The 25,963-nt window shown below is 60.4% G+C and carries 22 protein-coding genes and 1 pseudogene; 9 read left to right on the top strand and 14 right to left on the bottom strand.

Annotated features, from left to right (window positions below; all coding sequences use genetic code 11):
- The first annotated feature begins 187 nt into the window (after positions 1-187).
- Positions 188-1,312 (top strand): zinc-dependent alcohol dehydrogenase family protein, encoded by a 1,125-nt coding sequence (locus EWE75_RS16265; protein WP_130159149.1) that lies wholly within the window; start codon positions 188-190, stop codon positions 1,310-1,312.
- 218 nt (positions 1,313-1,530) lie between these two features.
- Here EWE75_RS16265 and EWE75_RS16260 read toward each other — a convergent pair whose 3' ends face one another.
- Together EWE75_RS16260 and EWE75_RS16255 are read right to left on the bottom strand one after the other, a co-directional pair.
- The gene (locus EWE75_RS16260) at positions 1,531-1,737 is read right to left on the bottom strand and encodes a ferredoxin (RefSeq protein ID WP_130159148.1); all 207 of its coding nucleotides are present in this window, start codon (positions 1,735-1,737) and stop codon (positions 1,531-1,533) included.
- Between the two features lie 187 nt (positions 1,738-1,924).
- Positions 1,925-2,455, bottom strand: coding sequence for an ester cyclase (locus EWE75_RS16255; protein WP_130159147.1), 531 nt, complete (start codon positions 2,453-2,455; stop codon positions 1,925-1,927).
- 697 nt (positions 2,456-3,152) lie between these two features.
- Here EWE75_RS16255 and EWE75_RS16250 point away from each other — a divergent pair.
- Entirely contained in the window at positions 3,153-5,489 is a 2,337-nt protein-coding gene (locus tag EWE75_RS16250) for a membrane-bound PQQ-dependent dehydrogenase, glucose/quinate/shikimate family (RefSeq protein ID WP_130159146.1), read from the top strand.
- A gap of 243 nt (positions 5,490-5,732) precedes the next feature.
- Here EWE75_RS16250 and EWE75_RS16245 read toward each other — a convergent pair whose 3' ends face one another.
- The 4 genes and pseudogenes from EWE75_RS16245 to EWE75_RS16230 all read right to left on the bottom strand — a co-directional run bounded on the left by EWE75_RS16245 (position 5,733) and on the right by EWE75_RS16230 (position 9,142).
- Positions 5,733-6,050 carry a 2Fe-2S iron-sulfur cluster-binding protein gene (locus tag EWE75_RS16245; protein ID WP_130159145.1) on the bottom strand — a complete coding sequence of 106 codons (318 nt, stop codon included), beginning with the start codon at positions 6,048-6,050 and terminating at the stop codon, positions 5,733-5,735.
- A gap of 190 nt (positions 6,051-6,240) precedes the next feature.
- Positions 6,241-6,330: pseudogene (locus EWE75_RS26275) on the bottom strand (electron transfer flavoprotein subunit beta/FixA family protein); the annotation flags it as partial.
- A gap of 21 nt (positions 6,331-6,351) precedes the next feature.
- Entirely contained in the window at positions 6,352-7,533 is a 1,182-nt protein-coding gene (bktB, locus tag EWE75_RS16235) for a beta-ketothiolase BktB (protein WP_130159144.1), read from the bottom strand.
- Between the two features lie 352 nt (positions 7,534-7,885).
- Positions 7,886-9,142, bottom strand: coding sequence for a cytochrome P450 (locus tag EWE75_RS16230; protein ID WP_231708400.1), 1,257 nt, complete (start codon positions 9,140-9,142; stop codon positions 7,886-7,888).
- 279 nt (positions 9,143-9,421) lie between these two features.
- Between EWE75_RS16230 and EWE75_RS16225 the strand changes: the two genes are divergently transcribed.
- Positions 9,422-10,573 carry an NAD(P)/FAD-dependent oxidoreductase gene (locus EWE75_RS16225; RefSeq protein ID WP_130159143.1) on the top strand — a complete coding sequence of 384 codons (1,152 nt, stop codon included), beginning with the start codon at positions 9,422-9,424 and terminating at the stop codon, positions 10,571-10,573.
- 71 nt (positions 10,574-10,644) lie between these two features.
- Here EWE75_RS16225 and EWE75_RS16220 read toward each other — a convergent pair whose 3' ends face one another.
- From EWE75_RS16220 to EWE75_RS16205, 4 genes are all read right to left on the bottom strand, one after another.
- The gene (locus EWE75_RS16220) at positions 10,645-11,238 is read right to left on the bottom strand and encodes a malonic semialdehyde reductase (RefSeq protein ID WP_130159142.1); all 594 of its coding nucleotides are present in this window, start codon (positions 11,236-11,238) and stop codon (positions 10,645-10,647) included.
- 310 nt (positions 11,239-11,548) lie between these two features.
- Positions 11,549-12,088, bottom strand: a complete 540-nt coding sequence (locus EWE75_RS16215; RefSeq protein ID WP_130159141.1) for a 3-phenylpropionate/cinnamic acid dioxygenase subunit beta — start codon at positions 12,086-12,088, stop codon at positions 11,549-11,551.
- A gap of 26 nt (positions 12,089-12,114) precedes the next feature.
- Complete coding sequence (locus EWE75_RS16210) at positions 12,115-12,846, bottom strand: alpha/beta hydrolase (protein ID WP_130159140.1); 732 nt, start codon at positions 12,844-12,846, stop codon at positions 12,115-12,117.
- Positions 12,847-12,880: 34 nt separating this feature from the next.
- Complete coding sequence (locus EWE75_RS16205) at positions 12,881-13,741, bottom strand: fumarylacetoacetate hydrolase family protein (RefSeq protein ID WP_165388417.1); 861 nt, start codon at positions 13,739-13,741, stop codon at positions 12,881-12,883.
- Positions 13,742-13,971: 230 nt separating this feature from the next.
- Here EWE75_RS16205 and EWE75_RS16200 point away from each other — a divergent pair, with 230 nt between their 5' ends.
- The 3 genes from EWE75_RS16200 to EWE75_RS16190 all read left to right on the top strand — a co-directional run bounded on the left by EWE75_RS16200 (position 13,972) and on the right by EWE75_RS16190 (position 17,081).
- A complete protein-coding gene (locus EWE75_RS16200; RefSeq protein ID WP_130159138.1) occupies positions 13,972-14,952 on the top strand; it encodes a Rieske 2Fe-2S domain-containing protein in 981 nt (326 codons plus the stop codon).
- A 93-nt stretch (positions 14,953-15,045) separates the two neighbouring features.
- The gene (locus EWE75_RS16195; RefSeq protein WP_130159137.1) at positions 15,046-16,080 is read left to right on the top strand and encodes an oxygenase; all 1,035 of its coding nucleotides are present in this window, start codon (positions 15,046-15,048) and stop codon (positions 16,078-16,080) included.
- A 167-nt stretch (positions 16,081-16,247) separates the two neighbouring features.
- Positions 16,248-17,081, top strand: coding sequence for an SDR family NAD(P)-dependent oxidoreductase (locus EWE75_RS16190; RefSeq protein ID WP_130159136.1), 834 nt, complete (start codon positions 16,248-16,250; stop codon positions 17,079-17,081).
- Positions 17,082-17,265: 184 nt separating this feature from the next.
- Here the strand turns inward: EWE75_RS16190 and EWE75_RS16185 are convergent, their stop codons facing one another.
- Positions 17,266-18,414 (bottom strand): phosphotransferase family protein, encoded by a 1,149-nt coding sequence (locus EWE75_RS16185; RefSeq protein ID WP_130159135.1) that lies wholly within the window; start codon positions 18,412-18,414, stop codon positions 17,266-17,268.
- Positions 18,411-19,343, bottom strand: a complete 933-nt coding sequence (locus EWE75_RS16180) for a quinone oxidoreductase family protein (RefSeq protein ID WP_130159134.1) — start codon at positions 19,341-19,343, stop codon at positions 18,411-18,413. Before EWE75_RS16180 ends, EWE75_RS16185 begins: the two co-directional genes overlap by 4 nt.
- Before the next feature lie 337 nt (positions 19,344-19,680).
- On the opposite strand from EWE75_RS16180, the gene EWE75_RS16175 reads away from it, so the two are divergent.
- From EWE75_RS16175 to EWE75_RS16165, 3 genes are all read left to right on the top strand, one after another.
- A complete protein-coding gene (locus EWE75_RS16175; protein WP_231708399.1) occupies positions 19,681-20,481 on the top strand; it encodes an SDR family NAD(P)-dependent oxidoreductase in 801 nt (266 codons plus the stop codon).
- Between the two features lie 168 nt (positions 20,482-20,649).
- Positions 20,650-21,402, top strand: a complete 753-nt coding sequence (locus EWE75_RS16170; protein WP_130159133.1) for an SDR family oxidoreductase — start codon at positions 20,650-20,652, stop codon at positions 21,400-21,402.
- Between the two features lie 128 nt (positions 21,403-21,530).
- On the top strand, positions 21,531-22,091 hold the full coding sequence (locus tag EWE75_RS16165; RefSeq protein WP_130159132.1) for a VOC family protein: 561 nt from the start codon (positions 21,531-21,533) through the stop codon (positions 22,089-22,091).
- Between the two features lie 483 nt (positions 22,092-22,574).
- On the opposite strand, the gene EWE75_RS16160 is transcribed toward EWE75_RS16165, so the two are convergent.
- Together EWE75_RS16160 and EWE75_RS16155 are read right to left on the bottom strand one after the other, a co-directional pair.
- Positions 22,575-24,989 (bottom strand): TonB-dependent receptor, encoded by a 2,415-nt coding sequence (locus tag EWE75_RS16160; protein WP_231708398.1) that lies wholly within the window; start codon positions 24,987-24,989, stop codon positions 22,575-22,577.
- 251 nt (positions 24,990-25,240) lie between these two features.
- The gene (locus tag EWE75_RS16155) at positions 25,241-25,957 is read right to left on the bottom strand and encodes a TetR/AcrR family transcriptional regulator (RefSeq protein ID WP_130159131.1); all 717 of its coding nucleotides are present in this window, start codon (positions 25,955-25,957) and stop codon (positions 25,241-25,243) included.
- Positions 25,958-25,963 lie beyond the last annotated feature (6 nt).

The following is a 25,963-nucleotide window of genomic DNA, read 5'->3' as shown; positions in this document are numbered from 1 at the left end:
CGCTTGCGTAGATCAACCGACAGCGCCCTGGGCATGTATCAACCTCCTTGCTCGAAGGCCGTACTGAATCAGATCGCAACCGATTTGGGAATCGCCCACGATTCAATCAGGTCGATTTATGCTCTAGGTTCGTCAAGATATCTTGGCGCAAAACTAGAGCATACTCGCCAGAAGTAAGGGAATTGTCATGAAGATCAGAGCCGCAATACTGCGCAATATGGGTGCTGAAGTACCTTACGCGCAAACGCGGCCGCTGGTGATCGAGTCACTAGACCTCGCCCCCCCTGAGCGCGGCGAGGTCCTTGTGCGGATAGCAGCCGCTGGCCTGTGCCATTCAGACTTGTCGGTCATCAACGGAGACCGGCCGAGGCCGATGCCGATGGCGCTTGGTCATGAGGCAGCGGGTGTCGTCGAAGCACTGGGCGAGGGAGTCGAAGATCTCTCGATAGGCGATCACGTCGTAATGGTGTTCATGCCGAGCTGCGGCCATTGCGGCTCCTGCTCCGAAGGCCGCCCCGCGCTCTGTGAACCGGGCGCGGCCGCCAACGCCAGAGGGGAACTCCTTGCTGGCGGAAGCCGTTTGCATCTCCAATCGGAGCGTATTCACCACCATCTGGGCTGCTCGGCCTTTGCCGACCATGCCGTCGTCTCGCGCCGTTCGCTCGTCAGGATCGACAAAGATCTGCCGCTGACGGAAGCTGCGATGTTCGGGTGCGCGGTGCTGACCGGCGTTGGCGCTGTGGTGAATACTGCGGCTGTCAAACCCGGGCAGCGCGTGGCGGTGATCGGTCTGGGAGGGGTTGGCCTGGCGTCACTGCTAGGCGCCGTTGCGTCAGGCGCAGCGCAGGTCATCGCGGTTGATCTATCGTCAGAGAAGCTCGCGCTTGCCCAATCCCTGGGTGCTACCGCGGTGATCAATGCAGGCGAACAGGACGCGGTTGAGTACGTTCGCGCCCTGACCGGCGGTGGCGTGGATTTCGCTTTTGAGATGGCGGGCTCCATCAAGGCCCTCGATGCCGCGGTCCGAATGACGAAGCGCGGCGGAACTACCGTTACCGCGGGGTTGCCGCCTCCGGGGCAGACTTTACCCTTGAGCGTCGTGAGCCTCGTCGGCGAGGAGCGCACACTCAAAGGCAGCTATATCGGGAGCAGTGTGCCCGTGCGCGACATCCCCCGCTATATCGATCTGTACAAGGCCGGCCGCCTTCCCATCGATCGTCTGATGAGCGGGAGCCTGGGCCTGGATGACATCAACCTGGGATTCGACCGGCTCCATCGCGGAGAGGTCGTTCGACAGCTCATCACCTTCTGAACTGCCGCTATCGGGAACGCTCATCGAGCGCGTATTACCGGACAACAGCCGACACGCGCTTCCTCAACTGCTATTTGGATCGTAAGCGGATTCCCGCGCCCCGGCTCCTCATGCCCCTGGGGCTTCTTCCGATTTCAGAACGATCGGGGGAGGCCCAAGCTTTCGGCAATGCCATTACGCACCATCTCGGTGGTGATCGGCCCAATTGCCTCGGAAAATCAGGCCGGAACGACCTTGAGGGCGGACTGAGGGCAGGCACCTGCGCCTTCCCGTGCGCTCTCCTCGAGACCTTGCGGCACGATCGCGTCGTCAACGTAGACAATGCCATTGGCGTCGAGCTTGTACACTTGCGGGCAGATCTCGGCGCAGATCCCGTAGCCGCAGCACGCCGCCTTATCGATTACAACCTTCAGTCGCTCAACCATTCTACCATCTTCTCACGGTTCTTGTTCGACACAGTCCCAACCCGTAGCTCAGGCACAAAATTCGCACACCGACGTTGGACGAGCACGCGGGTGGCTTGGGGTTTTCTTCCGACCCGTCAGCTAGCGCCGCAGAAGAGCATAGCGCGGTATCGCCCCCAATCAATCCGGCGGGCCGCCAGTTCATCTGTCATTTGTAGGGATCGACGGGCTGGGGGGCGGAGATGACTTCGAGGTCGATGAGCATCGATAGAACGTCGGAGATCGAATAGATTTGAACGATCTTGTCGCCTTCGAACTTGACCCGCGAGAACCACAACACATTGAGTTCATTGCCGGTTGGCTGGACACCCATATAGGGGCCGCCGGTGTGTTTCCCGTGATGATGATTGAAGGTGCAGATTTCGTCATCACCTCGCGCCCAAATCCCTAGGGTACGGTAAACGCAAGGCGGAAAGGTCGTGAGCAATTCCCTGCCCCCGGCGGACCATACAGCAAAGCTGGCCAAATCCGGCCGGTTGGGATTGGAATAGGTGAACTTGTCGGTGTCGAAATAGTCCTCATAGCCCTCCCATCGACCGGCGCCCACGATTCTGAGCATATCCATCCAGCGGTTCCCCATGAACGCCTGGCGTTCGGTCAGGCCGTGCGTGAGCTCCGCGCGCTTGGCTGGCGTCATGTCAAAATCTTCAAGCGTGAACGGCGGAATGCTTGCAGGCATCGGTATCTCCATCAACGGATCTTGCTGACCACGGGTTTCGCGATCGAGATCACTCTATATTGTTGCCAGGCACATGTCGCACGCGGGCCGAGCGAAAACCTTCCATTCGATAGGGTCGATGGCCGCAGCCAGCCCAGCCGAGATCAAATCCTAAGAGCACCCGGGACAGCGCGAACGTCCCTATAGTCGCGCGGCTTCGGCGCGAACCGGCGCGCCACCTTTTAGCCCGCGACCTTCGCCGTGCTGAGCGCATGCGCGGTCGCGGCATTGAGATCGCTCCACGATGCGGTTGCTGGTTGTTCGAAACAGGGGCTTGGCGTTGCAGTGTCTCAAACCTCTCTTCCGATAGGAGATCGATCTTGATCTTTGACCTTACCAAGGAGACCGGCCCGGTTCCGCGCAGCAACGATCCGTCCTGTCGGGACCGACCCTACATCATGTTAAGGAATATCCATGATCGCCGCTCTGGATCGCACGGTCCCACACCACGTCGCACCCATTTAGCTATCCGCAGCCTCCGATCACCGAGCGACGATCTGATCCCGGATAGTTCACGCTTCAGCCGTGGCGGCACTTGATGCCTGATGATCCCCGACCTCCCGATAGGGGGATGCGGCGCCGTCCAGGCAAAACGCAAAAGCTCGGCCCTCCGAATACCGAGGCTTAGACTATAATGGCATTACGAGAGGTTCGACCGATGCAACGCATCTTCAATAGCTGTTTTCTGCTGTTCCTGATTGCAGCAGGCGCACTATTGGCGTGGCTGGGAACAAAGCTGGCCCTGCTCGGGGGCTCGCCCTGGTATCTGCTTTCAGGCCTCGTAATGATTGTGACCGCCATCTTGGGGATGCGCAGGTCACGCCGCTCGACAATGGTGTATTGGGCCTTCCTCGCGCTCAACCTGCTATGGGCGCTATGGGAAGTGGGCCTCGACGGCTGGGCGCTTGCCCCGCGGCTCGCCATGCCGACGTGCATCGGGCTTTACATGCTCAGCCCCTATTATCGGCGACATGTCGGCTCGACCGAGCCGCTGCCCGGCGCGCGCCTGTTGTGGCCTGGCCTCGCGCTACTGCTGCTTGCAGGCATCGGCACGGCTTTCTGGGCAGACCTGACACCCGGCGCCCGCAGCAACGCCTGGGGGCCTGCCCCCGCGAAGCCCGCAGACGGCGAATGGATCGCCTATGGGAACGACCGGGGCGGCTCGCGCTTCTCCCCGCTGGCGCAGATCACGCCCGCCAATGTCGGCAATCTGCGTCCCGCATGGGTTTACCACACCGGCAACGTCGGCACTCCAGGCCATGCGGCCTCGTTCGAGGCAAACCCGATCAAGGTCGGCGACCGGGTGTATCTTTGCGCCGGCAATAACGATGTGATGGCGCTCGACCCGGAAACGGGCCGGCAATTGTGGCGGCACGCCGCAAAGGCGAACCTAGACGGCGTATTCGGTCTGACCTGTCGCGGGGTCACCTATTATCGCGTGCCGAACGCGACCGGCTTTTGTTCGGAGCGCATTTATACGGCTACGCTCGACGCGCGGCTGCTCGCGCTCGACGCTGCGACCGGCCGGCCCTGTCCGTCTTTCGGTTCCGGCGGGCAAGTCGACCTGAAGGTCGGCCTCGGCCGTGTGGACAAAGGCTATTATTTCGTCACGTCGCCGCCCGCACTGGTGCGCGGACGCCTGGTGCTTGGCGGCTGGGTGACCGATGGCCAGAAAATTCAGGAGCCTTCGGGTGTCATCCGCGCGTTCGATGCGGTGACGGGAAACTTTGCATGGGCATTCGATACCGGGCGCCCCGACACGCACGACCTGCCACCGCCGGGCGGCAATTTTACCTTGGGCACCCCCAATAGCTGGGCGCCGATGAGTTCCGATGAGGATCTTGGCCTGGTCTATGTGCCGACAGGCAATGCGACGCCCGATTATTTCGGCGGCCATCGTACCGCGCTCGACGATCGCTATTCCAGCTCTGTCGTCGCGCTCGACGCCCAGACCGGGTCGGTCCGCTGGTCCTTCCAGACCACGCATCACGACCTTTGGGACTATGACGTCGCTTCGCAGCCCACCCTGGTCGACCTCCCCGGCGGCATACGCGGGTTGCTCCAGCCCACGAAGCGCGGCGAGATTTTCTTTCTGGATCGCGCAACCGGCAAGCCGCTGAAAAAAGTAGTCGAGCGCCCCGTACCCCAAGGCGGCGTACCCGGCGAGCGGCTCTCGCCCACGCAACCCTATTCCCCGGGATTCCCGAGTTTCGGAGGGCCGCGCCCGACGGAAGTACGGATGTGGGGCCTTACCCCGATCGACCAGGCCATGTGCCGCATCCGGTTCAAGCAAGCCCGGTTCGATGGCGACATGACGCCGCTATCCACCGATCATTACACCATCACCTGGCCCGGCTATCTCGGCGGTATCGATTGGGGTGGCGTGTCTGTCGATCCGCAGCGCAACCTGATGATCGTCAACAATACGCAGGTCGCCAATTATAACCGGCTGATCCCCAGAGCCGAAGCCAACCGGCTCGGCATCAAGGCGATGAACGCCGTCCATATGAGCGACGTTGGCGGCCCGGCCGCGCAGGAAGGCGTGCCCTATGCCGCGCAGATCGCACCGTTCCTGTCGCCCATCGCGATCCCCTGTCAGCAACCGCCTTATGGCCACATCAGCGCGGTCGACCTGCGGACCGGCAAGCTGGTCTGGACTCGGCTGTTCGGCACCTCGCGCGACAGCGGGCCGCTGGCGCTGCCGACCTTCGTACCGATCCCGATGGGCGTGCCCAATATCGGCGGGTCCGTCGCGACGGCCAGCGGCCTGACCTTCATCGCCGCCACCCAGGAACATGCGATCCGCGCTTATGAAACGGCAACTGGCCGGCTGTTGTGGAAGGCGCGTTTGCCCGCAGGCGGCAACGCCTCGGCAGCGACCTACTGGTCCAGCAAGAGCGGCCGCCAATTCGTGGTTATCGCCGCAGGAGGCCACGGCGCGATGCTGTCGGGATCGAGCGACCAGCTCGTCGCATATGCCTTACCGGCCAAGTGACGCAGGCGCGGGCGCCGTCTGACGTCTTTGTGGAAGTACATAGAGCATTTTCAGGTCGACCGCTTACGGTCAACGCCTCGGAAAATGCAGCAACCAAAAAAAACGAGAGCGTTTCCGCCCATGGCGAAAACGCTCTCATCGCGTCATCAGATCGGGCCGAGCGAAATTTGGTATAGGCCCCCCACGCCGGCGACGGCGTCGGGGCCTCGCGGACCAAATTGCCCTGTGAGCGCGCGGTAGCTATCAGTCTTCCGGCGCGATCGTCACGCGCAGACCGGAAAGTGCATCGGTCATCGAAAGCTGACAACTAAGGCGCGACCGCGCATCGCGTTGCTCGGAACCATCCAGCAAGTCGTTCTCGTCATCACTGATCGCCGGCAGCTTGTCGGCAAATTCCGGATCGACGAAAACGTGACAGGTTGCGCAAGAGCAGCAGCCGCCACACAGCGCCAACATCTCGTCGACGCCGTTCTCGCGGATCACCTCCATCACGGACAGACCGGTTGCCGCCTCGAATTCAAGGCGCTGTCCCTCCCGGGTGAAAACTATCAGCTTCGGCATCTCAGACTCCGTTCGTTCAAGATATTATGCAATTGGGAGACTTACGATCACGCCGCCAAGGTGACGCCACTCGGTCTCGATGCGGCCGCACAGGATTGAATGGCGCTTCTCGATGGAACTCCGTCACCGCCGCGCCCATCGCAAGCGCGGTGCCGGGCGCCTCCGGGGCTTTCTGCTCGCCGGTCGAGATGCTCATCCTGACGTTGGCAAGATCCATGCCCGTGCCGCCCGGCGTCACATGATGGTCAAGCACCCGCTTGACCGGGGCCAGCACCTTCATGCGCGCCCTTCCAATTGAGATTCAAAAAATTCGCTCGATGACAAGCGCGATGCCCTGCCCGCCGCCGATGCACAGCGTGACGAGCCCGTACCGCCCGCCACTGCGCTCTAGCTCCGCCAGCAGCTTGACCGTCAGAATGGCGCCCGTGGCCCCTACCGGATGGCCGAGCGAGATTCCGCTGCCGTTGATGTTGGTGCGCTCGGGATCGAAATTGAGACTCTTCGCCACAGCGCATGCCTGCGCCGCGAAGGCCTCGTTCGACTCGATCACATCGATCTGGTCGAGCGTAAGACCAGCACGTTCGAGCGCGATCGGAACGGCCTGGATCGGTCCAAGGCCCATCAATTCCGGTTCGACGCCGGCATGCCCCCAGGCGAGGATGCGCGCCAGCGACGTGAGGCCTGAACGGGCGGCAGCCGTTTCCGACGCGAGCACGAGCGCAGCCGCGCCATCATTGACGCTCGAGGCATTGCCCGCCGTGACGCTACCATCCTTACGGAAGGCAGCGCGCAATTTCGCCAGGTCCGCAGCGGACACATCGGCGCGGACATGCTCGTCGGTGTCGAAAGCGGCGGTGCCGCCACGCACCTTGATCTCCACCGGGACGATCTGATCCTTGAAGCGCCCCTGCGCGATCGCGCGCGCGGCACGGCGATGGCTTTCGACAGCCGCATCATCCTGCTCCTCGCGCCCGATGCCATGCTTGTCGGCGATATTCTCGGCGGTGATGCCCATATGATAGCCGTCGATAGGATCGCTCAATGTGGTCGTAAGCGCATCGAGCATCACGATGTCGCCCATCTTCTGGCCAAAGCGCGCGCTCGACACATAATGCGGCGCCCGGCTCATGCTCTCGGCGCCGCCGGCGACGGCATAGTCGCATTCACCGAGCCGGATCATCTGGGCCGCCGAAATGATCGCCTGGACTCCCGATCCGCACAGACGATTGAGTGTCAGAGCCGGCGTCGATACCGGGATTCCCGACTGCAATGCAGCGACGCGCGCCAGATAGGCGTCCTGGGGAATGGTCTGGATGACCTGGCCCATCACGACATGCTCGACCTGAGCCGGTGCAATGCCGGCGCGGTCGATCGCAGCCCGGATAACGATCTCGCCCAGGCGTGCGGGCGGCACATCCTTGAGGCTGCCGCCGAAATCGCCGATCGCGGTGCGGACGCCGGCGAGAATGACGACACCCGTCACTTGCGCGCCAAGGGCAGGAGGATCGCGGAGGCATCGAACGAGCCCCGGCCTGAAGCAACACCTGAAGCAACAAGGGTGCGAGCGGGTTCATAGTGCGGCAGCGAGAGCAGATGCTCGCCTCCGACCCTGCGCGCGCGCGTCCCAAGCGCCCCACAGGAAGCGAGGACGGCTCGCGCCAGCCGCTCGATTGTCGAACCCGGCCGTGCCGTGCCGCCAATGCCGACGATATAAGGTCGTGCCACGATCGCTCCTCCATTCGCCTTTCGCCTAAACCAGCCTCAGGCGACGCGACCCTTTCCAACGGCAGGTAGCCAGCAGGCGCCGTGTCATCTCGACAAGCCTCGTTTGAGGCTCAATCGACGGACCATACCAAGGGCAGCGTTTCGGGGGAGATCATCGGTCCCAATGTCGAGATAATCGTCGCCCCTGGCTCGATCTGAAATTGGGGGATCGCCTTCAGGAACTCTTCGATCGCGCAATGCAGTTCGCGTCGCGCCAGATGCATGCCGATGCAGCGATGGGGGCCGAACGCGAACGCATCATGCTGCGGACCTCGATCGAGACGAACCTCGTTGGGATTGTCATATTTCTGATCGTCGCGGCATGCCAGCGTCGTGCTCATGACGACACGATCGCCAGGCATTACGCGCGCGCCGGCAACTTCGGTCTCCTTCACGCAAATCCGGAACGTCGACACCGCCGCGTAAGCACGCAGGAACTCCTCTGTGGCGAGCGGAATCTGTTCGGGATGCTCGCGCAGATAGGTCTGGTGTTCCTGATTCTCGGCCAGATGCCTGAAGTGAAGCCCAATATTTGTCGAGACGGTGTCGAGTCCGCCGGTATAGAGGTTGAACGCAATGCCAATCTGCTCATCCAGCGTGAGTGGACGACCGTCGATCTCTGCGGTGGCCACCACGCCCAGAAAGTCGTCCTGGGGATTGCGCCGCCGTTCCTCGAGCTTTTCCACCAGATAGTTGTGCACCGAACGCGTGGCCTGGACGATCTTATCGAAATCAGGCTCGTGGAGCAGCCCATGTTCCCAGACCAGTAGCTGATCGACATCGTCGTGCGGCAGGCCCATGAGTTCCAGGAAAACCGTGATCGGGAACTTGAACGCGAATTCGCTCATGAATTCGCATTGGCCCCGGTCCTGGAATTTGGCGATATAGCTGCGGACATATTCACGAACTTTGGCGTCAAGCGCCTGAATCCGCTGCGGCGTGAACAGCGGGTTCAAAAGCGCGCGAAACGGACCATGTTCGGGCGGATCATATTCGACTGGCGTCATAAGCCAGCTTTCGCCAATCAGCCCGCTCAAGCTGGTCCAGCCGCGCGCGGTGAAATGTTCGGTGTCCTTGAAAATCGCGCGCAGATCCTCCGCACGACGGAACACCCAGCCCCCTCCGCCCGTCGGCACCGCGCCACGCGCATAGAAGGCGATCGGGCCGGCCGCGACTTCCGGGATGATACGGTCGAAAGGATTTTCCGTCGTTTTGCGGGCAATCGTAAGTGGATAGTCGTAAACCAGATCTGCCGGCACATGTTCGGGAATCGGCTGCTCAAGATCGAAGGCAATGCGCCGGGCATCCAGCACCATGGTTTCAGTCATATTTAAGCCTCCTGACGCCGCGTCATAGCCGCCAGGTCCGCAGCCGATGCGGCGCGACGAACTGGGTGATAATATGACCTGGCTTGTCGCGCGGCAGCCGAAGCGGAAGCAAGCGCTCCACCTTGTCACCATGACAAAACGGGGTCCCTCCCGTGGCGAGTGGCACCACGGTATGTCCTCAAGTCACGGGCTAAGTTTGGCCGACCTGACCACTTCTTCATCGAAATGGAAGTATGGCCTTGTGAAACGGGGCCGGTCGTCGCCTGGAGGGAACGGATAATGCCGAACCATGTGGTTGTCGTTGGAAGTGGCCTTGCCGGCTATGGTGTTCTGCGCGAGCTTCGCAAGCTCTCACCCGATGCCAAGTTGACGCTCGTCACGCTCGACGAAGGCCATTTTTACTCGAAACCCGCCCTTTCGACAGCGTTTGCCAAAGGCAAAACGGGCGATACGCTGGTGACGATGCAGGCGGAACGGATGGCCGCGCAGCTCCAATTCGATCTGCGGGAAAAGTGCGCGGCGGAAACAATCGACCGCCGGGCAAGGACGCTGCTCACCAGTGGCGGCGCGATCGGCTATGACAAGCTCATTCTGGCGCTCGGCGCTGACCCGGTCCAGCCCCAGATCGGCGGCGGCGCCGCGCAACAGGCGTTGGCGGTGAACACCCTCGACCAATACCGCAGTTTTCGAGAAGCGTTGCCAGACGGCGCGCGCGTCCTGATCATGGGTGCTGGACTGGTCGGGACGGAATTTGCCAACGATCTGGCAGGTGCTGGCTACAAGCCTCGGGTCGTCGACATGCTGGGCCATCCTCTCGCGCAGTTGGTTCCCGGCGGTGTGGGTGAGATGGTCCGCGATGCCCTGGCCGCAATGGGGGTCGAATGGCATCTCGGCCGCAAGGTCGTCACGATCGATCATGCTGCGGGCGGCTTTAAAGCCGTGCTTGATGACAACAGCGAGATCGAGGCCGAAGCCATGCTTTCTGCTGTAGGCTTGCGGCCCCATACAAGGCTTGCCCAGCAGGCCGGAATCGAGACCGGCCGTGGAATCAAGGTCAATTCCACCGGCCTCACCAGTGATCCGCACATCTATGCGATCGGCGATTGCGCGGAGTATCCGCAGGGCTTGGCCGCCTATGTCACGCCGATCATGGCGGCTGCCCGTGCCATTGCCGCTTCGGCGCTCGGAACCCCGACGGAAATCCGCTTCCCGGTGCTGTCGGTGCAGGTCAAGACCTCCGCCTATCCAATCGTGCTTCTCCCCGCGCCCGCCGGCGTCGCCGGGACCTGGGAGAAAGAAGCCGATGACGCCCGTGGTCTGAAGTTTCTTTTCCGGGACATGGAAGGAACGGTGCGCGGCTATGTGCTGACGTGCGAGCGGAGCAACGAACGCGTGGAACTGGACAGAATGCTGACCAACGATCTCGGATGATGTTCGTCCAAGCCGAGTGCCCGAACTGACAAAAAGCGACGCGATCCTCTGGGGTCCTCGCAAGGTCCCCGTCAAACGATGCGGCAAGCCTGCTCGAAGTCGAGGCGGGGATTTCGCGGATACAGGCCTTCGTCGGTCCCGTAGCCGATATTGCACAGAAAATTTGCCTTCCATCTACCGTCAGGAAAGAAATCCCGTTCCAGGGTCTCCTGATTGAAGCCTGACATCGGACCGGTATCCAGACCGAGCGCACGGGCGGCAAGGATCAAATAGGCGCCTTGAAGCGTCGAGCTTCGCCGAGCCAGATCTTCGATCAGGGCGTCCTTGCCCTCAAACACGGGTTTGAAATCCCTTGACGGAAAGAGCTGCGGCATCAGCTCGTAGAACTTGGTGTCATAGGCGACGATAACGCAGCAGGGTGCCGTCATCGTCTTGTCCAAATTGCCGGGATTGATGTGCGGGCGAAGCCGTTCACGGCCAGCAGCGCCGGTGATGAAAACAAACCTCGCCGGGTTCGCGTTGGCGGCGGTGGGACCGGATGCAGCGAGTTCGTAGAGGCGACGGATCATAGACTCGTCCGGTGAACGATCCGACCAGCTATTGTAGGTGCGCGCCGCCAGGAACAGTTGAGCCATCGCCTCGTCGTCAAGCGGTCCGCGGGCCATGGCACTCCCTCTCTAAGCTGTTGGCCGTAGCTGAGGTCGGCCTTGGCCCATGCTATTCGCCTCTGCACGTCAAGCTGCCGCGCGTCGAAACCCCGCCACAGCTCAGGCGGGGCGTCCCGGGAAGGCGCCTGAGGATATCGGCATTCCTCCCGGGCTTAAGCCCCGCAGCTATTCGCGCAGAGAAACGATCTCGCCTTGGTTCATCGGCCAATGCCCCTTAGCATCGCTCTTGGAGACGCTGTCATGGCCGCTGCGCTGGCCGGTACGGCCGCTTTCGCGGTTGCCATGAGCCTTCTTCTCGGCGCAACCGCTACAAAAACACTGCCAGGTTCGGCATTCCCAGAACCGACTGATCCATGAGGATTTCGCGGTTGCAGATCTTCGTCACATCGCCCTCGAACCGGATGCGATCGCTGCGCTCGCAACTGAGATGCGACATATCGGGTTCGTCGCCGCGACTGCGAAGGAGGTGCAGATAGCTGAACACATCGAATTCGTTTTCCGTGTCGGTGCGGCTGACGAGGATGTTGGTCACCATGCGACGCGTGCGCGAGGGCGGATCCTCGGCCCAGGCGCTCTTCAACTCCAGTCGACCGAGGCGCGAGGAGAGCGACCGATAATCGTCGTCGAAGTGCAACATGCCGTGATCGATGCCGTCATACTGTTTATGCTTCGTGACCCGGATCGGCATACGATACCGGATGTCTTCCGCGAGCATCGACTTCCACGTAATGAAATCACGACGATCTAAAGCGCGCGCCTCCAAATATAGAAACAACACCACCCGACTATACGTCGGGTCATTCAGCGGAATAAAATCTTCCACTATCTTGGTTTTAACGTCGTCCATGCTGATCTCCAGAATTACATCCGAAATTATATATGCTTCATAATAAAATCAAACGCGATTTCGGGCTGACCGAAGGGGAACGTATGATCGCATCCATCGGGCGCTGCGCTGATATTCCAGCCTAGCTCCCGGGCTCGCTGGTGCATGTTGACTACTGGCGACCCCTCCGGAACGGCGAGATATTCGACCGGAATCGTCAAGGAGTCCGCCCCCACCCGCACCGGATCGACCATGGAACGAAGCGGGATGTCGGTGATCTTGGCGAGCATCCATGCCTGGCGCTCGGGCGACATCTTGTGGGGGTGGGCCTTCGCCTCTGCGCGCACAATCTCAAGCGTTCCGGCGCCTAGCGGGCCTTCTCCGGACGCCAGCGTCCGCTCGACTTGGGACGCCGTCTCCGTATCCATGTATCCCATTGCTTCGGACAATCGTTCACCAGCGTGCATGATGATCGCGTCGAGATAGAGCGCCTTCGAGACGCGACCGGGCTGTAGCGATACGACGCCGGGAATGACGCTCCCGCCATAGCTGTAGCCGACCAGCACCACATCTTCGAGCTCGTTGAACTCCAGGAGATTGGCAACGTCGAGCACATGGGTCCAGTGCGTGATGTCCCGGCTGATCAGGTGGTGCCGGTCGCCGACGCCGGTGAACGTCGGTGTGAATACGGAATGTCCTGCGGCTGTAAGCACAGGGGCGACATACCGCCACATCCAGCCCCCGGCACCGCCGCCGTGCAGCAAAACGATTGTAGCCATTTTTCCAGTCCTCTATTTCGCGGCCCGCAAGGTCTCAGGCTTCATCGACCACGTCGTTGCGAAGGATACCGAGACCTTCGATCTCGATTTCGCAAATGTCGCCGGCTTTCATGAACAAGGGCGGCTTTCGGAAAAGGCCCACCCCGGCGCATGTGCCCATCGCGATGACATCGCCCGGCTCCAGAAGCATGACGCCGCTGATGAAACTTACGGCGCTCGCGACGTCGATCAGCATTTCGGACAAAGATGCATCCTGCACCACCGCACCGTTCAGCCGGGTCACAAGCCGCAGCCCCTTGCCGCCCGGTGGCAATCCCTCCGCCGCCACGAAAGCCGGCCCCAGCGACCCGGATCGATAGAAGTTCTTGCCCAAGGTCCATTGCGGAGCATTGAGCTGATAATCCCTGATCGAACCTTCCTGGCATATCGTATAGCCGGCCACATGATCGAGCGCCCGATCCAGCGCAATATGTCGCCCGCCCCGGCCCACCACCACAGCAAGCTCGCCTTCGAAATCGAAGTCGTTGGAAAGTTTTGGTTTCAGGAGCGATTCACCTGGCGCGACGAAGCTGTCGCGTGTGCGCATGAACACTGCGGGGTGCTGCGAATGCTCGAAATGCGCCTCCGACGCGTGCTCGCCGAAATTGGCGCCCAGGCAAAGAATCTTGCCGGTGAGCGGCACGGGCGTGCAAAGCGAAACTTCGTCAAGACGTAAAGCGCTGCCCTTGCCCAGTTCGGCTGCGAAGGCGGCGAGCCCGCTCGCCCCCTCTCCGAGCGCCTTCAGAAATGCCGCTGCGTCGAAGCCATCGGCTTCCCAGCGCACCGCGATCGCATCATCCCCCTGGACCAGGCCGAAGCCTTCCCTGCCATCCTTGGCAAACCTGACGATACGCATTGCTATCCTCTCCCGGAAACGAGCCGTTGGCTTACGTTTGAAAACCATGCGCCACTCGACGGAAAGTGATGGCAGAGTAAACGCCGCCGTACTTACAGCACGTCAAAGAAGGCGACACGGCGTAAAGGAAAAGACGCCGAACGGGCACGCCAGCGTGTTAAACGACGACAGCATCCAGAACGCAAGGCTGCATAATATTGTGGATCGGCAACATCCGAAAGGCTTAAGGAATGGCGCCAACCTCCTATCCAGACGCTCAGGATGCAGGCTGGCTGGAGGCACTGGCGGAGCAGGCAGATCAGCCGCCGCAGCCGACCGAACCCAGCGACGGCACTCTGTTATGGTGGCCGCTTGCCCTTAGCGAGGCTCTGAAGTCAGACAAGCCGCTCGGAGTCAGCCTGGGGGGCCGGCCGATCGTTCTCTGGCGGGATGCGCAGGGAGAACCCCGGGCGATGATCGACCAATGCCCGCATCGGCGTGTCCCCCTTTCCCTCGGGCGCGTGACGTCGGACGGGTTGCTTCAGTGCGGTTACCACGGCTGGTGCTACGAGGGTAGGACAGGCCGCGTCACGCGCATTCCCAACCTGCTGGAAAAGCAGCGTTTCCCCCTGATCTATCGCGGCGAGAGTTACGGGGTTTATGAGGCGGACGGGTTTATCCGGGTGTGCCTGAATAAGGACGCGCCTCCGCCTCAGGCGGATGCCGACCGCCTTCCCCTTCACGGGACCACTCCGGTCGCGCTTGGACATGCGCATTATGTCGCAATGCTCTTCGACGATCCTTCGCTGCTTTTGGACATCCCCGGCGTGGATATTACCGAATATTTTGATTCTGAACTGACATGGGCGGACGGTGTCGCGCAGATCGACCGGCATTGCGTGCGCCGGTGGCACCTCAAGTCCAGCCGATTGGGAAGCCACTTTCCTTTCCGCCTGCGAGTCCAGACCGCCTTGGCCACGGGAGAGACGAACGTTCAGTTGTTGAGTGATTCCTTGGACGAGCTGTCGAGGATTCACCTGGCGCCCACGCCGGGCGCCCGCGGCACGACGACCGTAAACTGGCGCGCCAAAGCGGGAGGTCGGCCATTCGCCGGCCTGCGACGTTCTGCGCCAGAAATCCGTGTGCGCGGCGATCTCGACGTGGGTCGCATCGCAGCGACCCGCCCGACGGTCTCGGTTCAATTCAGAGGGGAGATGCAGCAGGCGTCCTGAACCCTCCTGCTCAGGTGCCGCTCGACGATGCATCCCGTACGAACGTCGAAGTGATCATAATAAAAAGCAGCCGTAAGGCCCTAGGAGAGTGTCATGATCGGCAATGTAGCTGTAGATGTCGCCGCCAGCGAAGCCGGATCTGGCGTGTCGCAGCCGAAAAATTCGGTCCTGCTCAACACTTGGGTGTGTATTTCGCATCTCCATCTTATAACCAGGAAGCCGATCTCACGACCGGTTAACGCGGCGCGATGCTATCTATGGCGCGACAATTCTGGCTCGATCCACGCGACCGAATATCATCCAGAGGTCGCCGCCGCCGCATCCTTCAGCAACAGTCCCATGACTCACGGCACGGGCCGGTACACCACCATGGAAGCATTCGGTTTTCTCTGGCTGTGGTACGGCTACCCGGAATCCGCCGATGCGGGCCTGTTGCCGGATATTCCTTATATTCCCTTCAAGGGAGGGTTGCCGCGCTACATGCACTCGACCCAGTTGTTTCGCTGCTCGGTGGGCCTGGCCGTGGAAAATCTGCTGGATCTGACGCACGCCGATTTCCTGCACACATATGTCACCGGGGATGATGAGTGCGAAAGCGATGAGGTCCGCGTCGAGTTTACCTCGGAGACCGTGACGATGATCCGGGACCAGAAGCGGAAGAAGACACCCAAGTTCCTGCGACTGATGGGAATAAAGGAAAGCCATATTTCCTTCCAGGGGATCGTGCACGTAATCCTGCGGAGCGGTGTCGCCCACGGCTTTGGCCGGTTCACCCCTGGCTTTGTAAATCCAATATTCGCCGGGCATGTTGGCGAGAACAAAATGCAGACCCGCTTCAACGTCACCATCAATCCATGGGACAGCCCGGCCCTGTACAAGGCAATTTTTCCGCGCACCGCAGCCACGATTGGCGCACAGGATGACGTCATGTTCGGCCCCCAGAATCCGCGCTATCTGGACCCTGCCGCCAAGAAGGATCTTCATTCGCCGTTCGACGGTGCCGGCAACCGCTATCGCGAGCTGTTTGACAAGATCGCGGTGAGGCAACAGGCGGGTGACCTGTCCTATGGGGCAGACGCCAATGTCGGCGGCAGCCTGGCCGAACTTTTCCAGATGAAGCCGCTTTGAACAGAACGGTACAGGGTATGGGAGACTGCAATCCCAGCGGGGCAGATCGCTCGGGGATGGCTTTCCAGCCTCATGAACAGATGGCGTACTGAACCATTCGCGCTGCTGCCAGCATCTCTGGGCGCGTGGCAAAATTTCACAAAAATATCTCAATCAAGGAGAGAATAATGCAGGATTTTTATCGCATGGACGGCAAGGTCGCCCTCGTCATCGGCGGCAGCACCGGGATCGGCGCCAAGACGGCGCAACTTCTTGCCCACCGTGGTGCCAAAGTTGTCGTGGCCGGACTTGGCCAGAGTGATATCGACAAGACCGTGAGCGAGATCGAGGCAGAGGGCGGCACCGCGCTCGGCGTGCTGGTCGATCTTGCGGACGAAAGCGCGGTCGCGGATTGCGTGCAGCGCACGGTCGACACCTTTGGCGCGCTCCACGCTCTGCATGCTAATGCCGCAGCGACCGGCAAGGAGGCCCTCGCCAACGATGTGGTGCTGGCCGATATGGACTTCGCCGCATGGGATTATGTGATGACAATCAACCTGCGAGGCCTCGCGCTGGCAGCGAAGTACAGTATTCCTCCCATGATCAAGGCGGGCGGCGGCTCGATCGTCTTCAGCGGGTCCGGTCGCGGAAGGCAGGGGCATCTCGAATATACCGCCTATGGCGTATCGAAGTCCGGCGTTGAGGGACTTTCACGCTATGTCGCGACCCAATATGGCAAGGACGGCATCCGGTCGAACGTGCTTGAGATCGGTCTTATCATGACCGACGCGGTAAGAGGTAACGTCCCGGAGCAGCTTCGCGACCTGTTCCTGCAACATCATCTGACGCGTGAGTTCGGGCGGCCTGAAGATGTGGCCAGCGCCGCCGCTTTCCTCCTCTCGGACGAGGCGCGGTTTATCACCGGCGTCACCCTCCCCGTCGATGGTGGAATGGGATCCCATGCCTCGGTCTACGCCGATCAACGACGGATGATGAGCGACCTAGCGACAATGGGGGCCTGACCGGCGGGAGACCTTCGCCGGGCTCCCGCCCGGCGGAGCTATCTCGGTAGTTCCTGAAGAATTCTGCACGTCGGATCAGACCGAGTGGGTGCGGGATTCTCCTGGTCGAAGAGCTTCCGCTCGGAATACGCCTCGGTCCGCCGCCCCGATGACCGGGTCATCGTGCAAATTGAGCCGCCGAGATTTACCGTCCGTCGAACAGGGCGGCAGTGAACTCACCAAAATCGGGTCCAATCGCTACAGGGTCCAGTCCCAATTGACGCGCGACCCACGCGCATGATGGACTGTTGAGCCATGAGGTATTTGCGCGAGAAAGCCGTCCCGCTCCGACCAGCCGATCGACGGAACGCATCGTTGCGATCACCATGCGCAAACCACACAGAATCTCGTAATAGGGAAGATCCGAGACCGGACGTCCAAGCGCCTCTTCATAGGTTCGGATCGTCGTGTCGCGATCCGGTAAGCCTTCCAGGCGCGGGACATTGAAGTCTTCACTGAACAAGCGGTCGAAATAGAGCCACCAGGCGAGGTCAATTTCAGCCGGACCGAGGAACGCCCACTCCCAATCGATAATCCCTGAAACGTTATTGTCCGCATCGAACAGCAAGTTCGCAGGGATTGCATCGCCCCACACCAGGTTGACCGGCGGCGCAACGGGTGCATTCGCTCTAAGATAGGCAACAGCGGCCTCCGCCACTGGATGGGACCGCTCGCCAAGAGCCCAATGCAACCATTCCTCGACCCAGGAAAGATATTGCTGCAGACCCGTCGTTCCACGGTTTGGATTATCAAGGAATTCAAGGCCGTTTCGCCAGTCGACGCGATTGACGGCGGCAACCGCGCGGATTGCGCGCTCCCAAACGGCTGCCCGCTCGGGCAAATCGAGCGACGCTACCCAGCCTTCGCGATGATAGTTCGGAAGCTGTGGTACGATGCGACCTGGTAGCTGCTCCATGATGAGAAAGGGTGCGCCAAAGCGATTTTCCTCTTCATCCATGCCGAAAACGCGTGGAACCGGGAGCGACGTTCGCGTCTGCAAGGCGTCCATGATCCGCGCTTGCGTGATCAGGCTGGCGTCGAAATTAACTTCTTGTCCAGGAATCTGGCGCCGAAAAACAAGCCGTTCTTCGACCAGCTTTTGGTCAAGACGGTACGATGCCTTGAACAATATGGTTTCCGCCGAAAAGCCCGCCTTCATCGCCTCTTCCGAGAGGTTCACGGTCATATCCGAGGAGCCAGGGATCAATTCGAGAAGATATTGCTGAAGACTCAGCCGTACATCGTCGCGAGAGGCTGATGCCCGTTCGCTGGTTGCGGTATTCGACAGGCTCATTTCTTCACTCTCACGATGATCTTCCCCGCCACGCCGCCAGCCTCCAACGCCGCCCACGCGCCGCCGACATCTTCAAGATCGAACACCGTTGATTCCACGGTCAAGGGAATGGAGCGCGCAAAGTCGAGCAGGCGTTCGTAAGCCGCCCTGCGCTCATCGACGCTTCGGTGGCTGGTCCCCACGCCAAAATGCGTGCGCTGAAACAGGTCCTTGAGCGAGACGGTCATGGTCTCACCCGCCTGGATACCGATACTCATCATCCGCGCACCCAGGGCGGTGGCGCGCAATGCGGCTTCGGCGGGCGGGCCGTAAAGACAATCCAGCACGACATCGAAGCCGTTGCCGGAGGCATGCTTCAGGGCTGCCGCATCATCGCCCTGCCCCAGTTGAACGATGTCATCGGCGATGCCGCGCTGTTTGAGGCGCTCCAGCGCCGCCAATCCCCGTGCCGCGCCAACCACGCGACCCGCTCCCATCGCGCGGCTCAACTGAAGCGCGATCTGGCCGAGCGGCCCGGAGGCTCCAAGGATCAGGACATTTTCCCCCGGTTGAATGCGCGCCAGCTCGAGTGGCACCAGCGCGCCGGTTCCGGCGATCGCCAAAGCGATCGCGGTGCTATCGTCGATCTCGTCGGGGATCGGCCAGACTTCCTCCTCGGGAACGATCGTGAATTCGCAGACCGCTCCCGACTCGGGTATGGAGTGGCCAAAATAGACCCTTCTGCCATCGGGCAGCCGTCCCACCCCTTCGCCGCCGATCGTATAGGGAACCTCCGGGACCTTATACCGTCCCTGCGCCCGCATCAGATCGCCGTTCTGCAGCCCTGCGGCCAGCACTTCGATGCGACAGGTCCCTTCGGGGACTCCGAATTCCGGCACATCTTGCAAAACCGGCGTCCCGTTTCTTTCCAGCATTCTTGCTGCGCGCATGGGCTCTCGATCCTATTGCGTACCATCGGCGCGAAAAAGTTTGCCGACAGCCGAACGATCCGACCATGGCTGACACGTGCCGACATATTCTGGGCACGACGGATACAGGGCCTGTCTCCACAATGCACCCGCACAGGGTGGACACGACGTAAAGATGGTTTGCTTTACGACGGAACCGCCCGCCTGTTATTCTGAGCATGCATGGCGGAAATCTACGCTTCCACTCGCCAACTCCCGTTCCGACAGGAAGGGGATATCCTCGCATGGGGCGCTTCACCTTGACGCCTCCCAGATCCCAGATCGCTGGCATTCAACCATCCATCGGAAAGCATCGGAAATGAAACGACTTGAAGGAAAAGTGGCGATCGTCACCGGCGGCGCCGGAGGCATTGGCGCCGCAGCCACCGCCAGGTTCGTTTCCGAAGGTGCACATGTTGTCGTGGCCGATATCGACGAAGCGCGCGCCAAGGAGGTTGCGGACCGGCACGGCGACAAGGCCTTTGCCTGCGCGTTCGACGCGGCGGACAATGAATCCGTGCGCGCGCTGATGGATGGCACTGCCGCACGGTTCGGGCGGATCGACGTTCTTTACAACAATCTCGCCCAGCTAAGCGAAGTGGCTGTAACGCAGGACACCACCGTCGTGGACACACCTTTTGAGGTTTGGAACGACTTAATGGCGATAAACGCAGGGAGCTACTTCGCCGCCTGCAAGTTTGCCATTCCCCACATGCTGGCAAATGGCGGCGGTGCAATCATCAACACGGCCACCGGCTGCGCCCTCGCGGGGGACGTGCGGCGGACCAGCTACGGCGCGTCAAAGGCTGCGGTGGTGGCGCTTACGAAATATGTCGCCACGCAATATGGCAAGCAAGGCATCCGCTGCAACACGATTGCCCCGGGCCTGATACTGACCGAAACGCTCAAACGCGCTTCTCCCGAATTGCTCAACCTTATGAGCCGGCATATCCTGACGCCGAGGCTGGGCCAACCTGAAGACATAGCGGCCCTGGCCGCGTTTCTCGCTTCCGACGAGTCCGGCTATATCAATGGCGAACTCATAGCCTGCGACGGTGGCCTGCTTGCCCACCTTCCCCAAACGGCCGAAATCGAGGATCTGATGAACGCGCAGTCTTGAAGATGTGCCGCTTGCGCATTTGAGCGAGCGCTCGCCGCCGCAAGCGTTCGCACACGTATCGACAGGCTGGTGAGCTGGTCCACCCATTCGGCGTGCGCCGTCAAACTGCCCACCAAATTCTGATGCCGGAAGCGCATCAATTCACACCACGACCGCAGGAGACCTCACATGAAGACCGTTCTGATTACCGGCTGCTCAACCGGGTTCGGCTTGGAGATCGCGAAGTATTTCCTCGACCGTGACTGGAGAGTCATCGCCACCATGCGCACGCCGAAGGCCGATATCCTGCCTGCCTCGGACCGCCTGCAGATCCTGGCGCTGGATATCACGGATGCGGAAAGCATCAAGCGCGCCATAGAGGCAGCCGGGCCGATCGACGTCTTGGTGAACAATGCTGGCATGGGGGTCACGAACGCGGTCGAAGCGGTCTCGATGGACATGGCGCGCACCGTCATGGAAACCAATACGCTCGGGACCATCGCGATGGCGCAGGCGGTGATACCGCAGATGCGGGAGCGAATGGCCGGGACCATTATCAATCTCTCTTCCAGCACAACGCTTGAGACGTATCCCCTGATTTCAGTTTATGTGGCCAGCAAGGCCGCAGTGAACGCCTTCACCGAGTGTCTTGCCGTGGAACTCGAGCCGTTCAATATCGCGGTCCGCTTAGTGTTGCCGGGCTATTCAACGGACACGCCCTTCCATTCGCGACAGCAGTTGGTGAACGGCGGCCTGCCGGAAGCCTACCACGAAATCGCGCAGAAGATGTTCGGCGCCGCGCAGTACGTTACAGAATTCACCCGGCCGCTCGATGTCGCCGAAGCGGTGTGGCGTGCGGCAACCGATCCTAGCTGTCCGCCTCGGATCGCGGCTGGTGCCGACGCGGAGACGCTGCTGAAACGCGAACAGCAGGCCCACTGAGGCCAGGACGTTATGCTCAGCGGGGCCGACTTGGGCAATCCCCTTACGGTACGTCAGGATCGTAAGGTTTACCCATTGTCGTTCCCCGATAGGATCGGGTGAAAATGTCAATTGGGAGCGAACGGCCAATGTCGACCCTGTTTGAAGGCATGACGAAAATTTGCTTCGTCACACATGACGTTGATAAGGCGGTCCAGCATTGGGCCGAGGGCGTAAAGGCTGGGCCTTTCTACGTCATGGCCAGCGCCGCCGATTTCTTCGGTGAACGAAGCTTTCGTGGAGCTCCTGCCAGGGACGACTTCAAGGCGGCGCTGGGCTTCTCTGGCAACACTTTGATCGAATTCGTCGAACCGACCAACGACGAACCCTCTGTTTTCCAGGAAATACTAAAAACCAGGGGGGACATGGCATTTCATCACATATATCCCAATCTCCGCCCGCTGAGCGACGCCGAGTATGACGCGATGCACAAGCGCTACCTGGAACTAGGCTACGTCGCGGCGCTCGAAAGCACTTTGCCGGGTGGCGGTCGCTGTACCCATTTCGATGCTTGCGAACACATTGGCGTGTATGTCGAGTTGATGCAGTGCTCGCCTGAGGTCTATGTCGGCTTCGAAAAAATGCGCGCGGCGCATGCCAACTGGGACGGTGACCGGCCCCGCCGTGAGCCCGCCGAGCTGTTCCAATGATCGAGTAAAGCAGTTGGTGGGCATGACGACGTCCACTTTGCTTATCAAAATGAAGAATCTCGGCGGATTCAACAGTTTGCCCAGAGACCCGTATCGGATTTAGGTTCTTACGGGCAATCGCAAGCCCCGCCGGACGTCTACTTTGACGCCAATGTACGGCCGGTAGGGGCGCACATAGCGGTCTCTGTGCTATGCTGCGCAGGCGTTTCCAACGCTATCGACCCGACCGCGCGCTCTTGAATCGGCGGCACCGTTTCCCACGATCTCTGAGAGCCCGCCAGCCATCCGGCTCACGTCTGCTCGATCATGCCCCCGTCACCCGCGCGTGTGATATTGCCGGAAGTGCGCTCGTTCCAAGCGCAAGAAACGGACCTTCAGCGTTGCCCATCATTTCCCGCCTTCCGGCTCTTGTCCAATTTTCTGCCTTTTGAATTGGCTGGAGCATACGCTGCTCCAGCCAATTCAGGCATGTTTATCGAACGATCAGAAATGATAGCGACCGGTCACCCCCCATGTCCTGGGAGGGCCCAGATACACCGACGAAGTTGGGAAGAACTTCAAAAGCACCAACGTACCGGAGGCATAAAACTCGTTGGTCAGGTTTTTGACGAAGACACCCACATCGAGCCCGCTACCGCTAATGTTTTTCCAATCGAGCCTCGCATTGGCGAGGTTATAGCCCGGCATCTTTTCGCCCCCCTGCCCGCCGAAGTCGGCGGTCATGAACACATCCCCGTTCAGAACGAGGTCGCCATTGAGGGGATGAACGGGCAGCGTCCAGCTACTCGAAAACGTCCCGGAGAATGACGGCGCAAACCTGTTCACATCCTGCGCGCTGAAAATAGCCGCAGGGAAATTCGCAGGAAGGGTGACACCATCAACCGATACGTGGGTGTAGGCTCCGTTGAACGAAACGTTGAAATTCGGAGTCGGCGATATCGAGAATTCCGCCTCAACCCCCCAGATCGTTTCGTCAGCGGCATTGATGCCCACCGAGCCCTTGTTTGGAGCGTCGGGTACACCCAGCCCCGGAGGGGCGGAAAGCAGTGTCTGCGTATTCAGGAACTGGAGAGCGTTCTTATATTTTGTGTAGAAGGCCGCCATATTCCAACGGCCTCGCGCGCCGCCAAGTTCGAACGTCAACTTCGAGCCCAGCTCAAAGTCCTGAAGCTTCTCCACTCCGGTTTTCTGGAACGGCCGCAGATCGAAACATGTACCTCCGGGCACAGGTGTGCCGGCGCAGGTTGTGTACCATGTCTCAAAACGCGGTGTGTTCACATTTGCAGCGCGAAATCCGCGGCGATGTTGGGCATATAGCAACCAATCAGGCGTGACCTTATAATCAAGACCAACCGTATAAGACGGCTGATGGCTATTATTATCGATGGTTCCGACGCCATCATTTGGATCGTTGCGTGCGGCCACCGCACGGCATTCTTCATCGGTTGCCCAACGGACAACTCCCGGTACATTGCCACCACATGCCGAGGATTTGTCCCAACTGTAACGGCCACCGACGTTCAGGGTCAATTTATCTGTGATCTTGAATCCGACCTGACCATATACTGCCGTATTCTTATTTTGAACTTGCGACGTAACTGCTGGCGCTGGGACGCCTCCGATAGAGAAGGCGGTGAACAGCGCACCACCCCGACCATGCGGCTTGTCGTTGTTGTAGTAAAAACCCGCAATGAAGTTGAAACGGTCAAAGGTACCGAGGATCTGTGTTTCATTTGTGAGATATTGACGATCAGAACCGGAAATACCATTAAACAGTGTGAAAGGAATAGACGCACCGCCCGGACCAGCCGGGACGGTTAGACCTCCAACGGCTCCCGTATTTCCGCCTTCAAGAGATTGAATCTCTCTATATCCGAAGATGTTGCGAAGGGTAAATTTGCCCATATTATAAGACGTGTCGTTGATGATCGACTTCGACTGGGTGTATGACGTCGAACCATTGAGGCCATCGTCATAGGAGCCGCGCGGATTCCTGCGCTGGTTTGCAAGCTGCAATTGAACCTGCGTGTCGAGGGCACCCCCAAGTCCGGGACCAAAAATCGCGGCAAACGGAAAGTTCTGACGCAACAGGTAAGGCCCGGAAGCAAGCTGATCAGTCTTGTGATACTCAGCGATCGTCGTGCTTTTCAGATTGTCGATCGGCTGCAGCAGAAGCGTAACCCGTGCGCTATTCTGGTGGATATTGTCGTAACCAGGCCCGGAATCGAAGGTAAAGTTGCGCGGATCCTGCCGGCGGATCTGACCGGCAACGCGCAGCGCCACCTTGCCGTCCACGATCGGGATGTTGATCGCTCCCTCAAATTCGCGATAATCGAAGCGCCCATAGGTAGCTTGTGCGTAACCGCCAAACTTGTAGTCGGGTGCCTTGGAACTGACCAGAACAGCGCCGCCTAGGGTGTTCTTCCCGAACAACGTGCCCTGCGGACCCTTCAGAACCTGAATCGACGCAATGTCGTAGGTCGGGAGGTTCGAGCCGTCTGGCGGCAAGGCCATGTTATTGACATAGATCACGACGCCGGGCGTTCCTTCGCCCAGCGGAATCTGGCCGATTCCGCGCAGCGACAGGGTCGCGTTGCCCGCGCCGCCTTCGTTGCTGAAGGTCAAGCCAGGCGTAAGCACATTGATGCTGCGAAGGTCTTGCACGGTGCTGCGCTCAAGCGCCCCGGCCGACAAAGCCGTCACCGAAACGGGGACATCCTGAAGGCGTTCGTCCCGGCGACGGGCCGTAACGATAATGTCTTCAGTCTTGGCGGTATCCACCTTCAGCTCGGTTCGACTGGCTTGCGCGTTGGCGGGATTTTCCTGCGCCATTGCGGGGCACGCGAGGGACATCGCGGTTCCGCACAACATAACCGTCCGGGTGACATTCATCTTCATGTTTTCCTCCCCTTCGTCAGCCTTTTCATTGGTGGGCAGCTGACGTAGTGATTTTAGTCCACCGGGGGAGATAAGCTTGCCTGGCAGGCCGGCGAACCTACCGCTCGGCAGGGCTCTATAACCCAACGAATTTGCGCGTGCGGGAGGTTAGGCGATCGGCGTTGGCGGGCAATCCCGTGCAAGCCGTGCAAAGGCAGCCCGCTGCATCTGTGCAGCCTTCCCCCCATCCCGGTTTTAATGATTTTGGTCGTTCACGGCCGATCCGCCGACGTCTCACTTCCTGACCCGATCGGAGGCTGCACCGCATTTCGTTTGGCAATATCCGACAGTCGCTCGATGCCTCCGAGCATGAACGCTGTGAAATGCGCAACGATAGGGCTTTCCGCCAGGTCGCCGGCCCTAAGCGACGGAAACGCCCTTTGGATGGCTTGGTGATCGGCCATGTGCAACATGACACTTACGGAAAGATAGGCCAGGCAGGCGTCCGTGGCGGCGGGATCGTTCTCCGGTAGCTCCATGAATTCGGCAACCAAGCCGCGAATGACGCGGAGCTTGGGGACGAGGTCGGCTTCGCGCAGCAGATCCAGGTGATCGGATTTCCCGAGCGCCTCACGCATCAAGACCTTCATCGGCCAGGCGGTCAGCCCCGCGCTGTCCAGCGCAGTTTCCAGGAGGAGCTGGAACAATCTTATCAACCGCGATTCCGCTGTACCGGTGCTGCTGACCAGTTCGAGGACAGGGTCGAGGCCGACCATGCGGGCATGGGCTTCCTCGACGACCGCCGCGTGCAACCCTTCGATGCCGCCGAAATAATAGTTGATTGCGGCGGCGTTCACTCCCGCCCGTTCGCAGATGTCGCGCCCACTCGCGCCCTCAAAGCCCAAAGCCGCAAAGACCTCTCCGGCCGTCTCGAGAAGCAATTGTCGGGCTGGGTTGTCTTTTTTTGGGCGGTCGCGGGCTTTTGACACCAGTTG

Source organism: Sphingomonas populi, from assembly GCF_004208535.1.
In the GTDB taxonomy this organism is placed as follows: Bacteria; Pseudomonadota; Alphaproteobacteria; order Sphingomonadales; family Sphingomonadaceae; genus Sphingomonas; species Sphingomonas populi.
The sequence above is the reverse complement of the archived record's forward strand: the minus strand, read 5'-3'. Positions and strand labels throughout refer to the sequence as shown.